Genomic DNA, 17,757 nt, shown 5'->3' on the forward strand with positions numbered 1-17,757 from the left:
CGTGGCGCACGACCACGGCGACACCACCACGAAAGAGGCTCCGCACGGCCACGGGGCGCACGGCGACCACACGGGGCACGACCCCGCGCAGTTCCAGCGCAAGTTCTGGCTCAGCTTCGCGCTCACCGTCCCCATCCTCGTCTTCTCGCCGGGGCTGCAGAACCTGCTCGGCCTCGACGGCCCGCGTTTCCCGGGCAGCGAGTTCATCTCGGCGGGGCTCGGCGCGTTCCTGTTCTTCTACGGCGGGTGGGTCTTCCTCCAGGGCGCCTGGGTCGAGCTGCGCCAGAAGCATCCCGGCATGATGACGCTCATCTCGCTCGCGATCATCGTCGCCTGCGGCTACAGCGCCGCGGTCACGCTCGGCCTCGACGGCATGGACTTCTGGTGGGAGCTCGCGACCCTCATCACGATCATGCTGCTCGGCCACTGGCTCGAGATGTCGGCTGTCATGGGCGCGCAGAACGCGCTCGGCGAGCTCGCCGCGCTCATCCCCGACGAGGCCGAGCTCGTCGACGGTGACGACACGCGCATCGTGGCGGCGTCCGATCTCGCCGTCGGCGACCGCGTCGTCGTGCGCCCCGGCTCCGCCATCCCCGCCGACGGGACCGTCGTGGACGGCGAGAGCGACGTCGACGAGTCGCTGCTGACCGGGGAGTCAGAGCCGATCGCCAAGAAGACCGGCGACGCGGTCGTAGCAGGGTCCGTCGTCGGAGGCGGCTCCCTCACGGTCGAGGTCACGAAGACGGGGGAGGACACGGCGCTCGCCGGCGTCATGAAGCTCGTCGCCGACGCGCAGAGCTCGAAGTCGGGCACCCAGCTGCTCGCGGATCGTGCGGCCGCGCTGCTGTTCTACCTCGCGATCGCCGCGGCCATCATCACCGCCATCGTCTGGGTCATCGTCCGCCCGGGAGAGCCCGACTTCGTGCTCGCGCGCGTCGTGACCGTGCTCGTCATCGCGTGCCCGCACGCCCTCGGACTCGCGATACCGCTCGTCGCGCAGATCTCCACCTCGCGTGGGGCGAAGCGCGGCCTGCTCATCCGTTCGCGCGCCGCGCTCGAGGCGGCGCGCTCGATCGACGTCGTGCTGTTCGACAAGACCGGCACGCTCACCGAAGGCCGCCAGGGTGTCGAGCGCGTCGTCGTCGGCGACGGAGTCGACGAGGACGAGGCCGTCGCGCTCGCCGCCGCTGTGGAGGCGAAGAGCGAGCATCCCATCGCCCGCGCGATCCTCGCCGAGGCGCAGGATCGCGGGCTGAAGAAGCGGCGCGGTGCGAAGTTCGAGGCCGTCTCCGGCAAGGGTGTCAGTGCTCGCGTCGGCGATCGGTCCCTGTCGGTCGCGAGCGGACGCTGGGTGACCGAGCAGAGCATCGAAGCGCCGAGCGCCCTCGTCTCGGCCGCTCGCGAGGCGGGCGAGGCTGGGCAGACGGTCGTCTACCTCCTCGACGGGGATGCCGTGCTCGCGCTCTTCGCGATCGCCGACGTGATTCGGCCCGAGTCCCGCGAGGCCGTGGCGGCGCTTCAGAAGCGCGGCGTGCGGGTGGCGCTACTCACCGGTGACTCGCAACCCGTCGCCGAATGGGTCGGGCGCGAGCTCGGGATCGACGAGGTGCACGCCGAAGTGCTTCCCGGCCAGAAGTCCGACGTCGTCGCCGAGCTGCAGCGCGGCGGGACGAGCGTCATGATGGTCGGGGATGGCGTCAACGATGCACCCGCCCTCGCTCGTGCCGACGTCGGAGTGGCCATCGGCGCCGGTACCGATGTCGCGATCGAGTCGGCGGGCATCGTCCTCGCCTCCAGCGACCCTCGCGGCGTCGACGAGGCGATCCAGCTCAGCCGACGCACGTACGCGAAGATGCAGCAGAACCTCGTGTGGGCGGCCGGCTACAACGTCGTCGGCATTCCGCTGGCCGCCGGAGTACTCGCGGGCGTCGGCTTCCTGCCCTCGCCGGCTCTCGGCGCCGTGCTCATGAGCGTCTCCACGATCGTCGTCGCGCTCAACGCTCAACTGCTGCGCCGCGGCTGACCCACGAAACCGGGAAAGCGCGCGGCGGCGGCGCTCGACGGTTTCGCGCCATAATCAGCGCATGACATCGTCGTCGCGCCGCATCGTGGTCGCCATCAACCCAGCAGCGTCGTTCGGCCGCGGTGGCGAGATCGGCCCCGCCGTCGTCACGACGCTGCGCGGCCTCGGCCACGAGGTCACGAGCCTCATCGAGCCCGACTTCGCACAACTGCTCGACGCGACGCGCGCCGCGCTCGCCGACTCGCCTGATGCGCTCGTCGTCGTCGGCGGCGACGGCATGGTCAGCCTGGGCGTCACGGCGCTCGAGGGCACGCGCATCCCCCTCGGAATCGTGCCGAGCGGCACCGGCAACGACATGGCACGAGGGCTGAGCATCCCGATCGACGACACCGAGGCGGCGATCACCGCGCTCGCCGCGGCGCTGCACCGGCCGCCGCGGATCATCGACGCCGGGCGCATCGTGTTCGACGGCGGTCGGGCCCGGTTCGCGTGCATCCTCTCTGCTGGATTCGACGCACTCGTCAACGAGCGCGCCAACCGCCTGCGCTGGCCGCGCGGTCGCAGCCGGTACACCGTCGCGCTGCTCATCGAACTCGCCCGGCTGCGACCCCTCGAGTACCGGCTCACGATCGACGGCGTCGAGCACGTCGAGCGGGCACTGCTCGTCGCCGTCGCCAACAACCTCTCGTTCGGAGGCGGCATGAAGGTCGCACCCGGGGCGCTGCTCGACGATGGACTCTTCGACGTGGTGCTCGTGCGACCCCTCGGGAGGCTCGCGTTCCTGCGCATCTACCCCCGCGTCTTCGCGGGAACCCACGTCACCGATCGCCGAGTCGTCGTGCATCGCGCCCGGTCGGTGCGCATCGAGTCAGCGGGGGTGGTCGCCTATGCGGACGGCGAGCGCATCGCGCCGCTGCCCGTCGACATCCACATGCAGGAAAGCACGCTCAGGGTGCTCGCCTAGCGGTCGCCGCACCGGTTTGGCCGGGATGTTCGCGCTATGGCATACTCGACTGGTTGCGTGACGGCCCCATCGTATAGCGGCCTAGTACGCCGCCCTCTCACGGCGGTAACGCGGGTTCGAATCCCGCTGGGGTCACGTATCTGAGACCGCCCGGAATCGTCTGGGCGGTCTCTTCTTATGAACGCGCGAAGCGTTGCTGCCCACCCCCTCTTCCTCTGCGGTTGCGGGAGGTCTACTGTGTGGCACATGACAAGGCTTCGGGATGTTTCGCTCGTTTCTCTCACCGTCGCGCTCGCGATCAGCCTGAGCGGCTGCTTCGGCTTCCCCGGCGGCCTTCTCAACCAGGGTGCAACCGACCCCACTACGGGAGGCACTGCGAGCGCCGAGGATGCGCTCGCGGGCTCAACCTGGGAAGGCGTGGACTCGGACGGTGACAGTTGGGTGCTGGAATTCCAGGAGGACCGCACACTCGGCTTCGCCTTCAACGATGCCAGCTACGACGACGCAAGCGACACGTGGAGTGTGGTCGGGTCGATACTGACGATCTCCATCGTGTTCAACGATGGCATCGCCACGATGACGGGGCCGTACGCCGCGGGCGACTCTACGATCGACCTCGATGGGGAGCAGGGCAACGCCCTCTGGACCCTCACCATCGCGCCTCAGTAGAGCGGGCTCGCTGCGCGTGTCGAACGCGCACGACTTGAGTCGCTAGGCTGTCACGCGCGAGGGGGAGTATCCCGTTTCGCCGCGATCGTCATCACGACCGACTCCGATGTCAGGTCCGGGCGCGGCGCCGCCGCTGAGCGGTGGGGGAGAGACCGTCGGACTCCGCTGACCCCTCCCTCGAAAGGCCACCATGAGCGACTACGTGATTCCCGCCTGGTTCGAGATCTCCTCCTTCATCGTGCTCAGCGTGATCCTGATCGTCGATCTGCTGCTCATCATCAAACGACCGCACGTTCCCACGCCGAAGGAGTCGGGGCTGTGGACGGCCTTCTACGTCGGGCTGGCCCTGGTCTTCGGGTTCCTGCTCTTCCTCGTCTCCGGGCCCGACGCGGGCGGTGAATTCATCGCCGGCTTCTTCACCGAGAAGAGTCTGTCGGTCGACAACCTGTTCGTCTTCGTGCTGATCATGAGCCAGTTCAGGGTGCCGAGGCTTCTGCAGCAGCGCGTGCTCATGATCGGCATCATCCTGGCGCTCGTGTTCCGCGGCGTGTTCATCCTGCTCGGCGCGGCACTCATCGCGAACTTCAGCTGGATCTTCTACATCTTCGGCGCGTTCCTCCTGGTCACAGCCGCGCAGCAGGCCTTCAGCGGACGCGACGACGACGAGGAGCGCGAGAGCAGGCTCATCGGCTTCCTGCGCCGACGCATCGCGATCAGCGAGGAGTACGACGGCATGAAGGTGCGCACGCGCATCGACGGTCGTCGGATGTTCACGCCGCTGCTGATCGTGCTCGTCGCGATCGGCATCACCGACGTCATCTTCGCCATCGACTCGATACCGGCGATCTTCGGCATCACGACGAACCCCTTCATCGTCTTCACAGCCAACGTGCTCGCGCTCATGGGCCTTCGTCAGCTGTACTTCCTGCTCGGGCACCTCGTCGACAAGCTCGAGTACCTCAAGTACGGCATCGCCTTCATCCTGGGGTTCATCGGCGTGAAGCTCGTGCTGCACGCGTTCCACGAGAACGAGCTGCCCTTTATCAACAACGGCGAGAACGTGCCCGTGCCCGAGATCGACACCTGGACCTCCCTCATTGTCATCGTCGTCGCGATGGCGATCGCGGTCTTCGCGAGCCTCCTCAAGATCCGCCGCGAACGTCGGTACCTTCCCACCTCCGGGATCGGCGCCGGCCTCGGCGATGAGGAGGACGACGTCTCTGACTCGCGCCGCGTGCCGTCTTCCGAGCCGCGGGAGCGCTGAGCCGCGCATCCCCCGGTGGTAGCCTGGCTCCATGCAGCGCGAGCGGTTCCTTCTCCTTCGTCGCCGCGGCGAGTCCTGATCACCCCAGGTCGCATTCTCGCCGCGGAGTCTCGACGCGGCCGCTTCGATTCGAACTGCCAGAAGGGTGCCAACCCATGACGACCGATTCCGTGAGCACGACGACAGACCGGCCTCGCACTCTCGCCGAGAAGGTCTGGGCCTCCCACCTCGTCGCCGAGGGCGCGGAGGGCGAGCCCGACCTGCTCTACATCGACCTGCACCTCGTGCACGAGGTCACGAGCCCTCAGGCCTTCGACGGCCTCCGCCTCGCCGGGCGCCCGGTGCGCCGACCCGACCTGACGATCGCGACCGAGGACCACAACACCCCGACGCTCGCGATCGACAAGCCCATCGCCGAGCCGACGAGCCGCAAACAGATCGAGACGCTGCGCGCCAACGCGAAGGAGTTCGGCATCCGCCTGCACTCGCTCGGCGACGTCGAGCAAGGCATCGTGCACGTTGTCGGCCCGCAGTTGGGCCTCACGATGCCCGGCATCACGGTCGTGTGCGGCGACAGCCACACCTCCACCCACGGCGCGTTCGGCGCCCTCGCCATGGGCATCGGCACGAGCGAGGTCGAGCACGTTCTCGCGACGCAGACACTGCCGCTCAAGCCCTTCAAGACCATGGCCATCACGGTCGAGGGCGAGCTCAAGCCGGGCGTCACGGCCAAAGACATCATCCTCGCCGTCATCGCGAAGATCGGTACGGGAGGCGGCCAGGGCTACGTTCTCGAGTACCGCGGCTCCGCAATTCGCGCGCTCTCGATGGATGGCCGCATGACGATCTGCAACATGTCGATCGAGGCGGGCGCCCGGGCTGGCATGGTCGCGCCCGATGAGACGACGTACGCCTACCTGAAGGGCCGCCCGCACGCCCCTGAGGGCGCCGATTGGGATACGGCGGTCGACTACTGGAACACGCTGCGCACCGACGATGACGCGGTGTTCGACGCCGAGGTCTACCTCGACGCGAACGAGCTGGAGCCCTTCGTCACGTGGGGTACCAACCCGGGCCAGGGCGTTTCGCTGAACGAGAGCGTTCCCGACCCCGCGACCATCATCGACGCCAACGAGCGCGCCGCCGCCGAGCGGGCGCTCGAGTACATGGATCTCGCCGCGGGCACCCCCATGAAGCAGATTCCGGTCGATGCTGTGTTCATGGGCTCCTGCACCAACAGTCGACTCGACGACCTGCGCGCGTTCACCTCGATCATTAAGGGCCAGAAGAAGGCCGAGGGCGTGCGCGTCATGGTCGTTCCCGGCTCGGCGCGTGTGCGCCTGGAAGCCGAGGCCGAAGGGCTCGACAAGATCGTTGAGGAGTTCGGCGCCGAGTGGCGCTTCGCCGGGTGCTCTATGTGCCTCGGCATGAACCCCGATCAGCTCGCCCCGGGGGAGCGCTGCGCCTCGACGAGCAACCGCAACTTCGAGGGTCGCCAGGGCAAGGGCGGACGCACCCACCTCGTGAGCCCTCTCGTCGCGGCGGCGACGGCGATCCGCGGTACGCTCTCCAGCCCCGCCGATCTGCTGGCCGACGGCATCGCCGTCGATTCTGCCTTCACGGGCATCGAGGGGGTGAGCGCGTAGTGGACAAGGTCACGACCGTCACGGGAGTCGCCGTGCCGCTGCGTCGCTCGAACGTCGACACCGATCAGATCATCCCTGCGGTGTTCCTCAAGCGCGTGACGAAGACCGGCTACGACGACGGGCTCTTCCACGAATGGCGGAAGGACCCGCACTTCATCCTCAACCGGCCGGAGTTCGCCGGCGCTCGCATCCTCATCGCCGGCTCCGACTTCGGCACCGGCTCCAGCCGCGAGCACGCCGTATGGGCCCTGCGCGACTACGGGTTCGCCGCCGTCATCAGCCCCAAGTTTGCCGACATCTTCCGCGGCAACGCCGGCAAGCAGGGCCTGCTCGCCGGCCAGGTCGATGAAGCGACGGTCGAGCAGTTCTGGGCGGAGCTCGAGGCGAGCCCCGGCATGGAGGCGACGGTCGACCTCGAGGCGCGCACCGTGCGGGTCGGAAGCATCACGGCCACGTTCGAGATCGACGATTACACACGCTGGCGATTGCTCGAAGGGCTCGACGACATCGCGCTCACCCTGCGCGACGAGCAGGCCATCACCGACTTCGAGGCTCGCCGCGATAGCTGGCGGCCGACCACTCTGCCCGCTCGCTGACGCGGGCGCGACGCGACAACGCATCAGGAAAGGGCGCATGAACTCGCTCGCTCAGGATTCCCAGAAGGCCGCCGCGCGCGTCGGTCTTGTCTCCGACAGCATCACCATCCACGGCGGCAAGCCGCTGCGTGGGCGTGTCGAGGTGCGCGGCGCCAAGAACCTCGTCACCAAGGCGATGGTCGCCTCGCTGCTCGCCGACACCCCGAGCACGCTCAAGGGCGTGCCGGAGATCAGCGACGTCGCCGTCGTGAGCGGGTTGCTCAAGGCGCACGGCGTCGCGATCGACTCGTCCGCACCCGGCGTGCTCACGCTCGACCCGAGCAACGTCGTGGGCGCGCACTTCGCCGAGATCGACGCGCACGCGGGCTCCAGCCGCATCCCGATCCTGTTCTGCGGCCCCCTCCTCCACCAGCTCGGCGAGGCCTTCATCCCCGACCTCGGCGGCTGCCGCATCGGCGATCGCCCCATCGACTTCCACCTCAACGCCCTGCGCGCCTTCGGCGCAGTCGTCGAGAAGTCGTATCAGGGCATCCACCTCACCGCGCCGCAGAAGCTCGTCGGGGCCGACATCGAGCTGCCGTTTCCCAGCGTCGGGGCGACCGAGCAGGTGCTGCTCACGGCGGTGCGAGCAGAGGGCACCACCGAGCTCAAGAATGCCGCGATCGAGCCCGAGATCATGGACCTCATCGCGATCTTGCAGAAGATGGGCGCGATCATCTCCGTCGAGCCCAACCGCGTCATCGTCATCGAGGGTGTCGAGACGCTGCGCGGCTACACCCACACGGCGATCTTCGATCGCAACGAGGCTGCGAGCTGGGCGGCCGCGGCGCTCGCCACGGGAGGCGACATCACGGTTGGCGGCGCCACGCAGCAAGAGCTCATGACCTTCCTCAACGTGTACCGCAAGGTCGGCGGCGAGTTCGACGTGCTCGAGGACGGCATCCGCTTCTGGCATCCCGGTGGGCCGCTCAAGCCGGTCATGATCGAGACGGATGTGCACCCGGGCTTCATGACGGACTGGCAACAGCCGCTCATCGTGGCGTTGACCCAGGCGGAGGGCGAGTCGGTCGTGCACGAGACGGTGTACGAGAACCGGTTCGGATTCACGGAGGCCCTCAACGAGATGGGCGCGAACATCGTCGTGCACCAGTCGGGGCTCGCCTCCATCACGCGTCGCGTGCCCCGTCGACCGCTCGAGCAGGCGGCCGTCATCACGGGGCCGACCCCCCTGCACGGCGCCGACGTGCGCGTGCCCGATCTGCGCGGCGGCTTCAGCCACCTCATCGCCGCACTCGCGGCCGAGGGCACGTCGACGGTGAGCAATGTGGGCATCATCAGCCGCGGCTACGAGCTCTTCATCGACAAGCTGCGCCAGCTCGGCGCCGACTTCGAGCTGCCCTCGGCAGTCGCGTCCGACACTGCGCGCTGACCATTCCTGCGCCGGAATTCGTCACGCACTAGCCTGTACCCGTGACTGACGCCACCCCCGCGACCGTCGACGAGCACGGCCGACCCGCGCGCCGTCGACGCCGCGAGAAGACCGCCCTCTGGTACGCGATCGCGGCGTTGTGCCTGCCGTTGCTCACGCTCATGGCGCGCTACCCCGTCATCGACGGCCACAAGCTGCCGCGTCAGGGCGCCTTCATCCTCGCCCCCAATCACTACAGCGAGATCGATCCCGTCATCATGGGCCGCTTCATGTGGAAGCTCGGCCGCGTGCCCCGGTTCCTCGCCAAAGCGTCCGTCTTCCGCGTTCCGGTGCTCGGCGCGATCCTGCGCTGGTCGGGTCAGATCCCGGTGGAGCGCGAGGGTCGCGGCCGTTCGGATGCCCCGCTCAAGGCGGCGCAGCAGCTCGTCGATCGCGAACTCGCGATCATCATCTATCCCGAGGGCACGCTCACGCGCGACCCCGACCTGTGGCCGATGCGCGGCAAGAGCGGCGCGGTGCGCATGGCGCTCACCGCCGGTGTGCCGATCATTCCGGCCGCACACTGGGGCACCCAGAAGATCATGGCTCGGTACTCGAAGAAGATCAGCTTCTTCCCGCGCAAGACGGTCTACTGCAAGATCGGCGACCCCGTCGACCTGAGTGACCTCGAGGGGCGACCGCTCGACTCGGCGACGCTCGCCGAGGGCACCCAGCGCGTGATGGCCGCGGTCGCTGGCCTGCTCGGAGACCTGCGCGACGAGGTCCCGCCCGCGGAGCGGTGGGATCCGTCGAAGAACAACCAGGCCGAGACGGGCCGCTTTGAGTGACGCGGGAGCTCCGCGCGAGCATCCGCCGCTGACGGAAGCGGTGCGATTGCCGTTGCCGCAGCTCGATGCTGATGCTGCCCGCGTCGCGGTTCTCGGCGCCGGATCGTGGGGCACGACGTTCGCGAAGATTCTCGCCGACGGCGGCGCCGATGTGGTCATGTGGGCGCGCCGCCGCGAGGTCGCGCAGGAGATCACGGAGACGCACCGCAACAGCGGCTACCTGCCCGGCATCAATCTGCCCGACAATCTGCGCGGCCACGACTCGCTCGAGCATGTGCTCGCGGGAGCCGAGCAGGTCTACCTCTCGGTGCCGAGCCAGAGCCTGCGGGCCAATCTCGCCTCGATTCGCGACATCGTTCCGGTTGATGTGCCGGTCGTCAGCCTCATGAAGGGGGTCGAGAAGGGCAGCGCCCTGCGCATGAGCGAGGTGATCCGTGACGAACTGCGCATCGACGTCGAGCGCATCGCCGTGGTCAGCGGCCCCAACCTGGCCCTGGAGATCGCGAAGCGCCAGCCAACCGCGGCCGTCGTCTCGAGCGCCCATCGCGACACCGCCGTCGCCGTCGCGCAGCTCGCCTCCAACGAGTACTTCCGCTGCTTCGTCAACACCGACGTCGTCGGCACCGAGTTCGGCGGGGTGCTCAAGAACCTCATCGCGGTCGCCGTGGGGATCGCCGACGGCGTGGGCTACGGCGAAAACACGAAGGCCTCGATCATCACGCGCGGGCTCGTCGAGATCACCGACTTCGCTGTCGCGTTCGGCGGGCGGTCGGAGACGATGACGGGGCTCGCCGGGCTCGGCGACCTCATCGCGACGTGCGAATCGCCGCTGTCCCGCAACAACACAGCAGGCCGACTGCTCGGCCAGGGCTACGCGTTCGCGCAGGTCATCTCGCAGATGAACCAGACGGCCGAGGGGCTCTCCTCGGTCGGACCGATTCTCGAGCTCGCCTCCACGAAGGGCGTGTCGATGCCGATCGTGGCCCAGGTGGCGCGCGTGCTCGAGGGCACCCTCGACCCTCGCGAGCTCGCCCCGCACCTCGCCACGGATTCCGACGAGCCGCAGGGCGAGTAGGGCGGAGGCGCGCTCGAGCCGCACCCGGTGTGCTGCCTCGGTAGGCTGACTCTCGTGATCACGACCCTCGCCGGCGGCCGCGTCCTTGCCGAGAAGCACGGGGCGACCCCTCCGGCTGTTGTCGCTTTGCACGGATGGGCGCGCGACGGCACCGACTTCGGCACGATCGTCTCGGGGTTGGATGCGGTGTGCCTGCACCTTCCCGGGTTCGGCCCGGCTCCGGTGCCCGACGACGTGTGGGGAACCGAGGACTACGCCGAGCTGGTTGCCGAGGCCATCGCCGCGTACGCCCCGGTGATCATCGTCGGCCACTCCTTCGGAGGCCGCGTCGCTGCCCGTGTGGCTGCTCGCCGCCCAGAGCTTGTGCGGGGACTGGTGCTCACGGGGGTTCCGCTGGTGCGGTTGCAGGCCCCTGCCGCGCCGCCTCTGGGCTATCGCCTCGCGCGCTGGGCGAATCGCCGCGGCCTGCTGAGCGACGAGCGTATGGATGCCCTGCGCAACGCGCGCGGATCGGCCGACTACCGCGCGGCTCAGGGTACGCTGCGCGGGATCCTGGTGCGGGTGGTGAACGAGACCTACGACGACGAGCTGGACGCGCTCGCCGCAGGCACTGTGCCTGTGCGGTTCGTGTGGGGCGAGCACGACACCGCGGCTCCGACGGAGGCCGGGCGGAGGGCCGCGGAGCGCGTCGGGTCGCCTTTCCGCGTCGTACCGGGCAGCGCGCACCTGCTCGAGGGGGACCTGGAGCTCGCCGTGCGCGAAGAGCTTCTCGCGCTCATCGCCGAGACGGCGGGGGACCAGTGATGGTCGGCGCCGTCGCGTCGGCTCTGATCCTGCCGTTCACGGTCAGCGCGATCGTGCTTGCTGCCATCGCGGCGATCGCCGTCGCGGCGCGCTGGGTGCGCGTGGCGCAGCGGGAGCACTACGTTCCCGGGTCGGTAACGCGCATGGCGTGGCTGTGGGTGCGCCGCGAGCCGGGGTCGGGCCCTGCGGCGGCGGTCGTGGTCGTGGCGATCGCCGCCTCCGTGCTCGTGCCCGTGCCCGTACTGCAGGCGCTGCCGCTGCCCGCGATCGTGCTTCTGGGACTGCTGCCGTTCGGCCTGAGTGTCCGAGGCACGTCGAAGCCTCTGGCTGTGACGTCGCGGGTGAAGCGGCTGCTCGTGGTGTGGGTCATCGTTCATCTCGCTGTCGGCGCGGCCCTCACGGCGCTGCTGGGGCCCGCTGGGCCTGCTCTGACGCTCCTGCTCAGCGCCCCGCTCACGGATCTCGCGCTCGCGATCACCGCGCCGATCGAGAAGGCGGCGTCGCAGCGGTATGTCGCAGCGGCGAAGAAGCGCCTCACCCAGGTTCGCCCCACCGTCGTGGCGATCACCGGTTCGTACGGCAAGACGAGCACGAAGAACTATGTCGCGCACCTGTTGAGCGGCACGTTCGCGACCGTCGCCAGCCCCGCATCCTTCAACAACAGGCTCGGCCTGTCGAGGTCGGTCAACGACAAGCTCGTACCGGGTACGGAGATGTTCGTGGCCGAGATGGGCATGGATGCTCCCGGCCAGATCGCGGAGCTCTGCGAGCACTTCCCGCCCGACATCGCCGCGATCACCGTGATCGGGGAGGCGCACTTGCAACGGATGCGCACGACCGAGGCGATCTTGCAGGAGAAGTCGACGATCACCGATCGGGCGCGCACCGTCGTGCTGCCGATCGACGACGCGCGACTGGCCGCCCTCGCGGCCTCCGATCGGCTGTCGGGCAAGCGGGTCGTCACGGTCAGCTGCGTGCCGGGTACCGACGCAGACGTCGTGCTCGCCCCCGGGGAAGGCGATGCGTCGGCGACGATCGTGCTTGGCCGCGACGCTGCACCAGTGCCGGTGACCATTGCGAGCACGGGCCACGGCGTCAACGTCGCGGTCGCCGCGGGCATCGCCCTTGCCGCAGGTGTGCCGGCTCCCGTCATCGCCTCCCGTCTCGATGCGCTTCCGGGGTCGCAGCATCGAGCTGAAGTGCAGCAGTCCCCCGTCGGTGCGCTCGTGATCGATGACACCTACAACGCGAACCCCGTTGGGTCGCTGCGGGCGCTGGAGAGTGCGGCGTCGCTGGCTACCGAGCGTGGCGGGCCGCTCGTCGTCGTCACGCCGGGCATGGTCGAGCTCGGCCCGGTGCAGGCGGAGCGCAACCACGCCTTCGGGGCGGCCATCGGTGCGGTCGGAGCACGGCTGTTCGCGGTTGCGCGCACCAATCGCGCCGCCCTGCTCAGCGGCTACGCGAGCACGGCCACGTCGGAGGCCCTCGGTGCTGATGCTGTGAGCTCGCGCGAGCGCGCGGTCGCCGAGGCCGTCGCGGTCGCGGGCGAGCGGGGCGTTATCCTCTATGAGAACGACCTGCCCGACCACTACCCCTGAACCCGGAACCCACTTCATATGGCTGGAACCGCCCCCTGGGCCGTCGTGTTCGGCGGCCCGAGCCCCGAGCACGAGATCTCGATCCTGACGGGCCTGCAGGCCGAGCGGGTGCTGACTGCGGCCGGCCACGACGTCGTCGCGATCTACTGGTCGCCCACGGGCGACTGGTTCCGGGTTCCCGCCGGCACCGAGGCGAAAGACTACCTGGAGGGTGCGCCCCGCGAGTCGACAGCGCTCGAAGCCCGGGTCTCCGGCGACCCCGGTCTGTACCGTCGCAAGACCTTCGGCGCCGAGCGACTCGAGATCGAGGCGGCGCTGCTCTGCTTGCACGGCGGCGTCGGGGAGGGCGGCGGCGCCGCTGCGGTGTTCTCACTCCTCGGCGTTCCGGCGACCGGGTCCACGCTCTTCGCGGGCGCGGTCGGCATGGACAAGCTCGCGTTCGGCGGCCTCATGTCTTCTTCGGGCATCCCGAGCCTTGCCCGTGAGGCAGTCTCCACGCTCACCGAGCCCGCCTTCGACGGCCCCTACATCGTCAAGCCGCGCTTCGGCGGGTCGTCGATCGGCATCGAGATCGCGGAGGACATTGCTGCGGCGCGCGCGCTCGCGGCGAGCAGCGTGCACTTGCGTACGGGGGCCGTCCTCGAGCCGTACCGGCCGGAGCTCGTTGACCTGAACATCGCCTTCCGCACCTATCCCGGTCTGGAGATCACCCAGCTCGAGAAGCCGCTACGAGGCGAGGCTGGCAGTGCTCTGTATAGCTACGCCGAGAAGTACTTGGCAGGCGGGGCCGGCGACGACGCGGGACTCACGAGCGCGCCGAGGGAGTTTCCGGCGCAGGTGCCCGACGCCGTCCACGCACGGGCCCGGGAGCTCGCCGAGCTCGTCGCCGACGTGACGCGGCTCACCGGCATCGTGCGCGTCGACTTGCTGCTCGACGAGGCGAGCGGCGAGCTGTTCGTGAACGAGGTCAACTCGATCCCCGGCGCGCTGTCTCTGTACCTGTGGGCACCGCAGCAGCCGGCGGCGACCGTTCTCGTGGATGCTCTCACCGAGGCTCGCGACCGGCGCATCGTGTTCCCCCAGGCCGGGTTCGGCGGAGGCGCCGCGCTGCGAGCCGCAGGCGGCATCGCCGGCAAGCTCGTCGGCCTCGACGGCCCGCGCGCCTAACCGCCGCGCCCTTTCGTGCCAGATCTGGCGCAGAAGGGCGTTTGCCTGGCGCCATATCGCCGATCTGCGTCAGATCTGCGCGTGTGAGCGGGCGCTAGTCGGACTCGGGGGTGACTGTGCCACCGCCGAAGACGTCCGTGGCGGAGAGGCATCGGGCCTCGGCCGGGGTGGCCGCGACCGCACCGCTGACCGCGCGCACCGCGTCCGCCCCTGCGATGTACGTGATGTCGACGATCACCTCGGTCGTGGGCGTGCGCCCGTAGGTGGTGAAGACGTACCGGGGGGCGTCGCTCTCGTCGAGCAGCCAGTCCACGCCGTCGACATCGAAGCACGGCAGGTCGCTCGGGCCGATGTCGGGCAGACCGCAACGGTAGATGACCGCCGTAGGCTCACCCCAGGCGGCGGTGGCCTGGGCGTTCGTGGTGCGACGGTCGAGGTCTCCGATGGTCGGCGGCAGGCGCACGGAGATCTCCGCGCAAGCCACCGAGTTTGCCTCGGGCGCCGCGTCGAGCGGCACGGTCGGTGCGCAGGCTGCAAGGGGTGCGACGGCGAGTGCGGCGACCGCGAGGGCGAGGGGGCGGGAGCGGGTCTTCATCGTCGTTCAGGCTACCGTTGAGCGCATGAGCGAAGCCGAGTCCAGCGCGCAGCGTGCAGGCAACGCCGCGGGAGCCTCACGCGGCCAGGGCGGTGTGAACGGCGAGGGCGACGTGCTCGGCGTGGTCGGCGAGCTCGAGGCTCTCGCACGCATCATCCCTCGACTGCCGTCGAGCGAGGCGGCAGTGCTGGGCCCCGGCGACGACGCCGCGGTGCTTGCGGCACCGGACAGCCGCTATGTGGTGACGACAGACATGATGATCCATGGCCCGGACTTCCGTCTGGCATGGTCGAGCATGCACGACCTGGGGTTCAAGGCTGCGGCGACGAACCTCAGCGATGTGGCGGCGATGGGGGCCCGCCCTACGGCGCTCGTCATCGCGCTGGCGGCACCAGCCGATACGCCCCTCGTCGATCTGGAAGCTCTGGCCGACGGGCTGCGCGACGCGTGCGTCGAACTGGCACCGGGTTGCGGAGTCGTCGGCGGAGACTTGAGCGTGTCACCCACCCTGACGATCGCCGTGACCGCGTTCGGCGACCTGGAGGGCCGTGATGCCGTGCGGCGGGATGGCGCGCGCGTGGGCGACGTGATCGCGGTTTCAGGCCCGCTCGGTCGAGCCGCGCGGGGGCTGGCCCTGCTGTTCGAGCGGGCGGTCGATGACGACGGGGCACCGGATGCTGGGGCCGCCGCTCGACTGCGTTCCGAGCATCCTGACGCCGTGTCTGCCCAACTCGCGCCGCGGCCGCCGATCGCGGACGGCGTCGCCGCCGCACTCGCGGGGGCTACCGCGATGCTCGACCTGAGCGACGGTCTCGCGCTTGACGCACGGCGCATCGCGCTGGCGAGCGGGGTGAGTCTCGACCTCGATGCTGCCGCCGTCTGCATGGCGGCCGGTGTGGATGCCTCCCTGCTGCCGTCCGTGATCGTGGGCGGGGAGGATCACTCCCTCCTCGCGACCTTTCCGCCGGCGACAGCCCCCGGGCAGTCGCTTCCGGGAGGCTTCAGGGTGATCGGGCGCGTCGTGAAGCCGGGGGGCGACGGTCCGGCCCTACTGGTCAGCGGCCGAGTCTTCTCTCCGCGCGGCGGTTGGGACTCGTTCGACGAGTGGACGGGAGATCTCGGCTGACGCCCCGTTCGGCGGGTCGCTCGGGCGACTAGGAGGCGCGGCGGGCGCGGGCGGCGCGACGCTTCAGGGCGCGACGCTCATCCTCGCTGAGGCCACCCCACACACCAGAGTCCTGGTTGGTCTCGAGGGCGTACTGGAGGCAGGTCTCGGTCACGGTGCACCGCCCGCAGACCGTCTTGGCCTTCTCGATCTGGTCCACGGCGGGGCCGGTGTTGCCGACGGGGAAGAACAGTTCGGGGTCTGCGGTCAGGCAGGCGGCTTTGTCGCGCCAATCCATAAGACGTGCTCCTTTGTGCATTGCCGTAGCACGTCGAGTGACGGTTGAGGACGCGCTACATCGTGAACTCGCCGACGAAAAGGGGGCGAGTGAGACTGAGAGGGATGTCGCCCACGTCACTGTAGGCGTCAGATCAACCGCATATAGGCTCTCACAGGGCCTGAGTCAAATCAATAGCTTTGTATAGGACGGTTCTCGTGTCGGACACCCGGCGGACACCCCTCGTCATCCTGCTCGTCATCCTGCTCGCGCTCGAGGCCGGCTTCGTCGCCGTCCTCACTGCCGCTCTGACGGTCGAGTTCGTCGTTCGGCAGGCGGACTTTCCCGCGACGGCTCTCACTCTCGTCGGACTCACGGCGCTCGTCGCCATATGGCTTGTCGCGATGACGGCGGGGGTCTGGCGGGCGCGCGCCTGGACGCGCGGGAGCATCCTCGTCTACCACTTCCTGCAGCTCGCGATCGGCGTCGGCAGTCTTCAGGGTTTCGTGCCACGACCCGACATCGCGTCGTGGATCATCATCCCCTCGATCGTGGGCATCGTGCTCGCGCTCACGCCGACGATCACCCAGTACCTGTCACTACGGGGCTGATCGCCGCGAGGCTCGGGCTGCTCAGTCGAGCCCGAGCTTCTTGCGGAGGCTCGCGACGTGGCCGGTGGCCTTGACGTTGTAGAGCGCGTGCTGGAGGGCTCCCTGCTCGTCGACGACGAAGGTGGAGCGGATCACGCCCGTGACCGTCTTGCCGTACATCGACTTCTCGCCGTAGGCGGCGTAAGCCTCGTGCACGGTCAGGTCGGGGTCGCTCAGCAACGGGAAGGTGAGGTTCTGCTCGTCGGCGAACGTCTGCAGGGCATCCGCGGAGTCCTTGGAGATGCCGAGCACCTGGTAGCCCGCGCTCGCAAGGGAGGCGAGGTTGTCGCGGAAGTCGCACGCCTGCGTCGTGCACCCGGGCGTGGAGGCGGCGGGGTAGAAGTAGAGCACGACCTTCTGGCCGGCGAAGTCGCTGAGCGAGACGTGGGTGCCGTCCTTGTCAGGCAGGGTGAAGGCGGGGGCGGGAGCTCCCGCTTCGAGTCGCGTGCTGGCCATGGGGGCTCCTTGCGTGAATGGGATGCGCGGCGCAGGTCGGCTCCGCGGCGAGAGTTCCAGTGTATGAATGCGGGCGGGATGCTCACTGAGAGCATCCCGAGTGGAGGCTGCCCCGCCGCGGTGGTAGTGTTTCCTCTCGGCCGTTCAGGCCTCATGCACCTCTAGCTCAATTGGCAGAGCAACTGACTCTTAATCAGTGGGTTCCGGGTTCAAGTCCCGGGGGGTGTACGAAAACCCCGGTTCGCTCTCGCCAGCTGCCGGGGTTTTCTCGTGCCGCGGCAGGCCGCGCTTCGTCAGGGCATCAGCTCAGTCGTCGATGCCGGGGGCGTCGATCGCCTTGTTCTCCTCCATGACGGTGCCGACGGCGATCGCGACGCTGATGCCCCAGCTCGCCCACATGAGGGCGAGACGCCAATCGCGCGGGCCATGCCGCGTCGTGGAGATGACGTTCCAGGCGGAGAACACGGCGCTCACCACGGCACCGTTCAGAATGTACTTGCGCATGCGGTGACCTTCCCTCGTCGTGTGGCTCCACGCTATCGGTCGAGAGTCGGCGGTGGGTCGGATTCGCTCAGCCCGCATCCAGGCGGCCGAGAGCGGGGTGGGGCTACA

At 69.1% G+C, this 17,757-nt stretch carries 18 protein-coding genes and 2 tRNA genes; 16 read left to right on the forward strand and 4 right to left on the reverse strand.

What is annotated here, in order from left to right; translation table 11 throughout:
• The first annotated feature begins 1 nt into the window (after window position 1).
• The 13 genes from RJQ01_RS11410 to RJQ01_RS11470 all read left to right on the forward strand — a co-directional run bounded on the left by RJQ01_RS11410 (window position 2) and on the right by RJQ01_RS11470 (window position 14,062).
• Window positions 2–2,023, forward strand: a complete 2,022-nt coding sequence (locus RJQ01_RS11410; protein ID WP_350476851.1) for a heavy metal translocating P-type ATPase — start codon at window positions 2–4, stop codon at window positions 2,021–2,023.
• Window positions 2,024–2,084: 61 nt separating this feature from the next.
• A complete protein-coding gene (locus RJQ01_RS11415) occupies window positions 2,085–2,987 on the forward strand; it encodes a diacylglycerol kinase family protein (RefSeq protein WP_350476852.1) in 903 nt (300 codons plus the stop codon).
• A gap of 62 nt (window positions 2,988–3,049) precedes the next feature.
• Window positions 3,050–3,122, forward strand: a tRNA-Glu gene (locus RJQ01_RS11420).
• A 111-nt stretch (window positions 3,123–3,233) separates the two neighbouring features.
• On the forward strand, window positions 3,234–3,656 hold the full coding sequence (locus RJQ01_RS11425) for a hypothetical protein (protein WP_350476853.1): 423 nt from the start codon (window positions 3,234–3,236) through the stop codon (window positions 3,654–3,656).
• Window positions 3,657–3,846: 190 nt separating this feature from the next.
• Window positions 3,847–4,920 (forward strand): TerC family protein, encoded by a 1,074-nt coding sequence (locus RJQ01_RS11430; protein WP_350476854.1) that lies wholly within the window; start codon window positions 3,847–3,849, stop codon window positions 4,918–4,920.
• A 155-nt stretch (window positions 4,921–5,075) separates the two neighbouring features.
• Window positions 5,076–6,566 carry a 3-isopropylmalate dehydratase large subunit gene (leuC, locus tag RJQ01_RS11435; RefSeq protein ID WP_350476855.1) on the forward strand — a complete coding sequence of 497 codons (1,491 nt, stop codon included), beginning with the start codon at window positions 5,076–5,078 and terminating at the stop codon, window positions 6,564–6,566.
• Window positions 6,566–7,162 carry a 3-isopropylmalate dehydratase small subunit gene (leuD, locus tag RJQ01_RS11440; RefSeq protein WP_350476856.1) on the forward strand — a complete coding sequence of 199 codons (597 nt, stop codon included), beginning with the start codon at window positions 6,566–6,568 and terminating at the stop codon, window positions 7,160–7,162. The genes leuC and leuD overlap by 1 nt, the downstream gene beginning before the upstream one ends.
• A gap of 37 nt (window positions 7,163–7,199) precedes the next feature.
• Entirely contained in the window at window positions 7,200–8,591 is a 1,392-nt protein-coding gene (murA, locus tag RJQ01_RS11445) for a UDP-N-acetylglucosamine 1-carboxyvinyltransferase (RefSeq protein ID WP_350476857.1), read from the forward strand.
• 41 nt (window positions 8,592–8,632) lie between these two features.
• Window positions 8,633–9,418, forward strand: coding sequence for a lysophospholipid acyltransferase family protein (locus tag RJQ01_RS11450; RefSeq protein ID WP_350476858.1), 786 nt, complete (start codon window positions 8,633–8,635; stop codon window positions 9,416–9,418).
• A gap of 40 nt (window positions 9,419–9,458) precedes the next feature.
• Complete coding sequence (locus RJQ01_RS11455) at window positions 9,459–10,493, forward strand: NAD(P)H-dependent glycerol-3-phosphate dehydrogenase (RefSeq protein ID WP_502885266.1); 1,035 nt, start codon at window positions 9,459–9,461, stop codon at window positions 10,491–10,493.
• A gap of 54 nt (window positions 10,494–10,547) precedes the next feature.
• Complete coding sequence (locus tag RJQ01_RS11460) at window positions 10,548–11,297, forward strand: alpha/beta fold hydrolase (RefSeq protein ID WP_350476859.1); 750 nt, start codon at window positions 10,548–10,550, stop codon at window positions 11,295–11,297.
• Window positions 11,297–12,895, forward strand: coding sequence for a Mur ligase family protein (locus RJQ01_RS11465; RefSeq protein ID WP_350476860.1), 1,599 nt, complete (start codon window positions 11,297–11,299; stop codon window positions 12,893–12,895). The genes RJQ01_RS11460 and RJQ01_RS11465 overlap by 1 nt, the downstream gene beginning before the upstream one ends.
• 18 nt (window positions 12,896–12,913) lie before the next feature.
• Window positions 12,914–14,062, forward strand: coding sequence for a D-alanine--D-alanine ligase family protein (locus tag RJQ01_RS11470; RefSeq protein WP_350476861.1), 1,149 nt, complete (start codon window positions 12,914–12,916; stop codon window positions 14,060–14,062).
• A gap of 94 nt (window positions 14,063–14,156) precedes the next feature.
• On the opposite strand, the gene RJQ01_RS11475 is transcribed toward RJQ01_RS11470, so the two are convergent.
• Window positions 14,157–14,657, reverse strand: a complete 501-nt coding sequence (locus tag RJQ01_RS11475) for a DUF3515 family protein (RefSeq protein ID WP_350476862.1) — start codon at window positions 14,655–14,657, stop codon at window positions 14,157–14,159.
• A 25-nt stretch (window positions 14,658–14,682) separates the two neighbouring features.
• Here RJQ01_RS11475 and thiL point away from each other — a divergent pair, with 25 nt between their 5' ends.
• A complete protein-coding gene (gene thiL, locus RJQ01_RS11480; RefSeq protein ID WP_350476863.1) occupies window positions 14,683–15,783 on the forward strand; it encodes a thiamine-phosphate kinase in 1,101 nt (366 codons plus the stop codon).
• 28 nt (window positions 15,784–15,811) lie between these two features.
• On the opposite strand, the gene RJQ01_RS11485 is transcribed toward thiL, so the two are convergent.
• The gene (locus tag RJQ01_RS11485; RefSeq protein WP_293172174.1) at window positions 15,812–16,060 is read right to left on the reverse strand and encodes a WhiB family transcriptional regulator; all 249 of its coding nucleotides are present in this window, start codon (window positions 16,058–16,060) and stop codon (window positions 15,812–15,814) included.
• A 197-nt stretch (window positions 16,061–16,257) separates the two neighbouring features.
• On the opposite strand from RJQ01_RS11485, the gene RJQ01_RS11490 reads away from it, so the two are divergent.
• Window positions 16,258–16,650 (forward strand): hypothetical protein, encoded by a 393-nt coding sequence (locus RJQ01_RS11490; protein WP_350476864.1) that lies wholly within the window; start codon window positions 16,258–16,260, stop codon window positions 16,648–16,650.
• Window positions 16,651–16,671: 21 nt separating this feature from the next.
• Here the strand turns inward: RJQ01_RS11490 and bcp are convergent, their stop codons facing one another.
• A complete protein-coding gene (gene bcp, locus RJQ01_RS11495; RefSeq protein WP_350476865.1) occupies window positions 16,672–17,145 on the reverse strand; it encodes a thioredoxin-dependent thiol peroxidase in 474 nt (157 codons plus the stop codon).
• A 155-nt stretch (window positions 17,146–17,300) separates the two neighbouring features.
• Here bcp and RJQ01_RS11500 point away from each other — a divergent pair.
• A tRNA-Lys gene (locus RJQ01_RS11500) sits at window positions 17,301–17,373 on the forward strand.
• Between the two features lie 78 nt (window positions 17,374–17,451).
• Here the strand turns inward: RJQ01_RS11500 and RJQ01_RS11505 are convergent.
• Window positions 17,452–17,757 (reverse strand): hypothetical protein (locus RJQ01_RS11505; RefSeq protein ID WP_350476866.1); only part of this gene is annotated, 306 nt, incomplete at its 5' end.

Source organism: Microcella sp. (assembly GCF_040286215.1).
Lineage (GTDB): Bacteria > Actinomycetota > Actinomycetes > Actinomycetales > Microbacteriaceae > Microcella.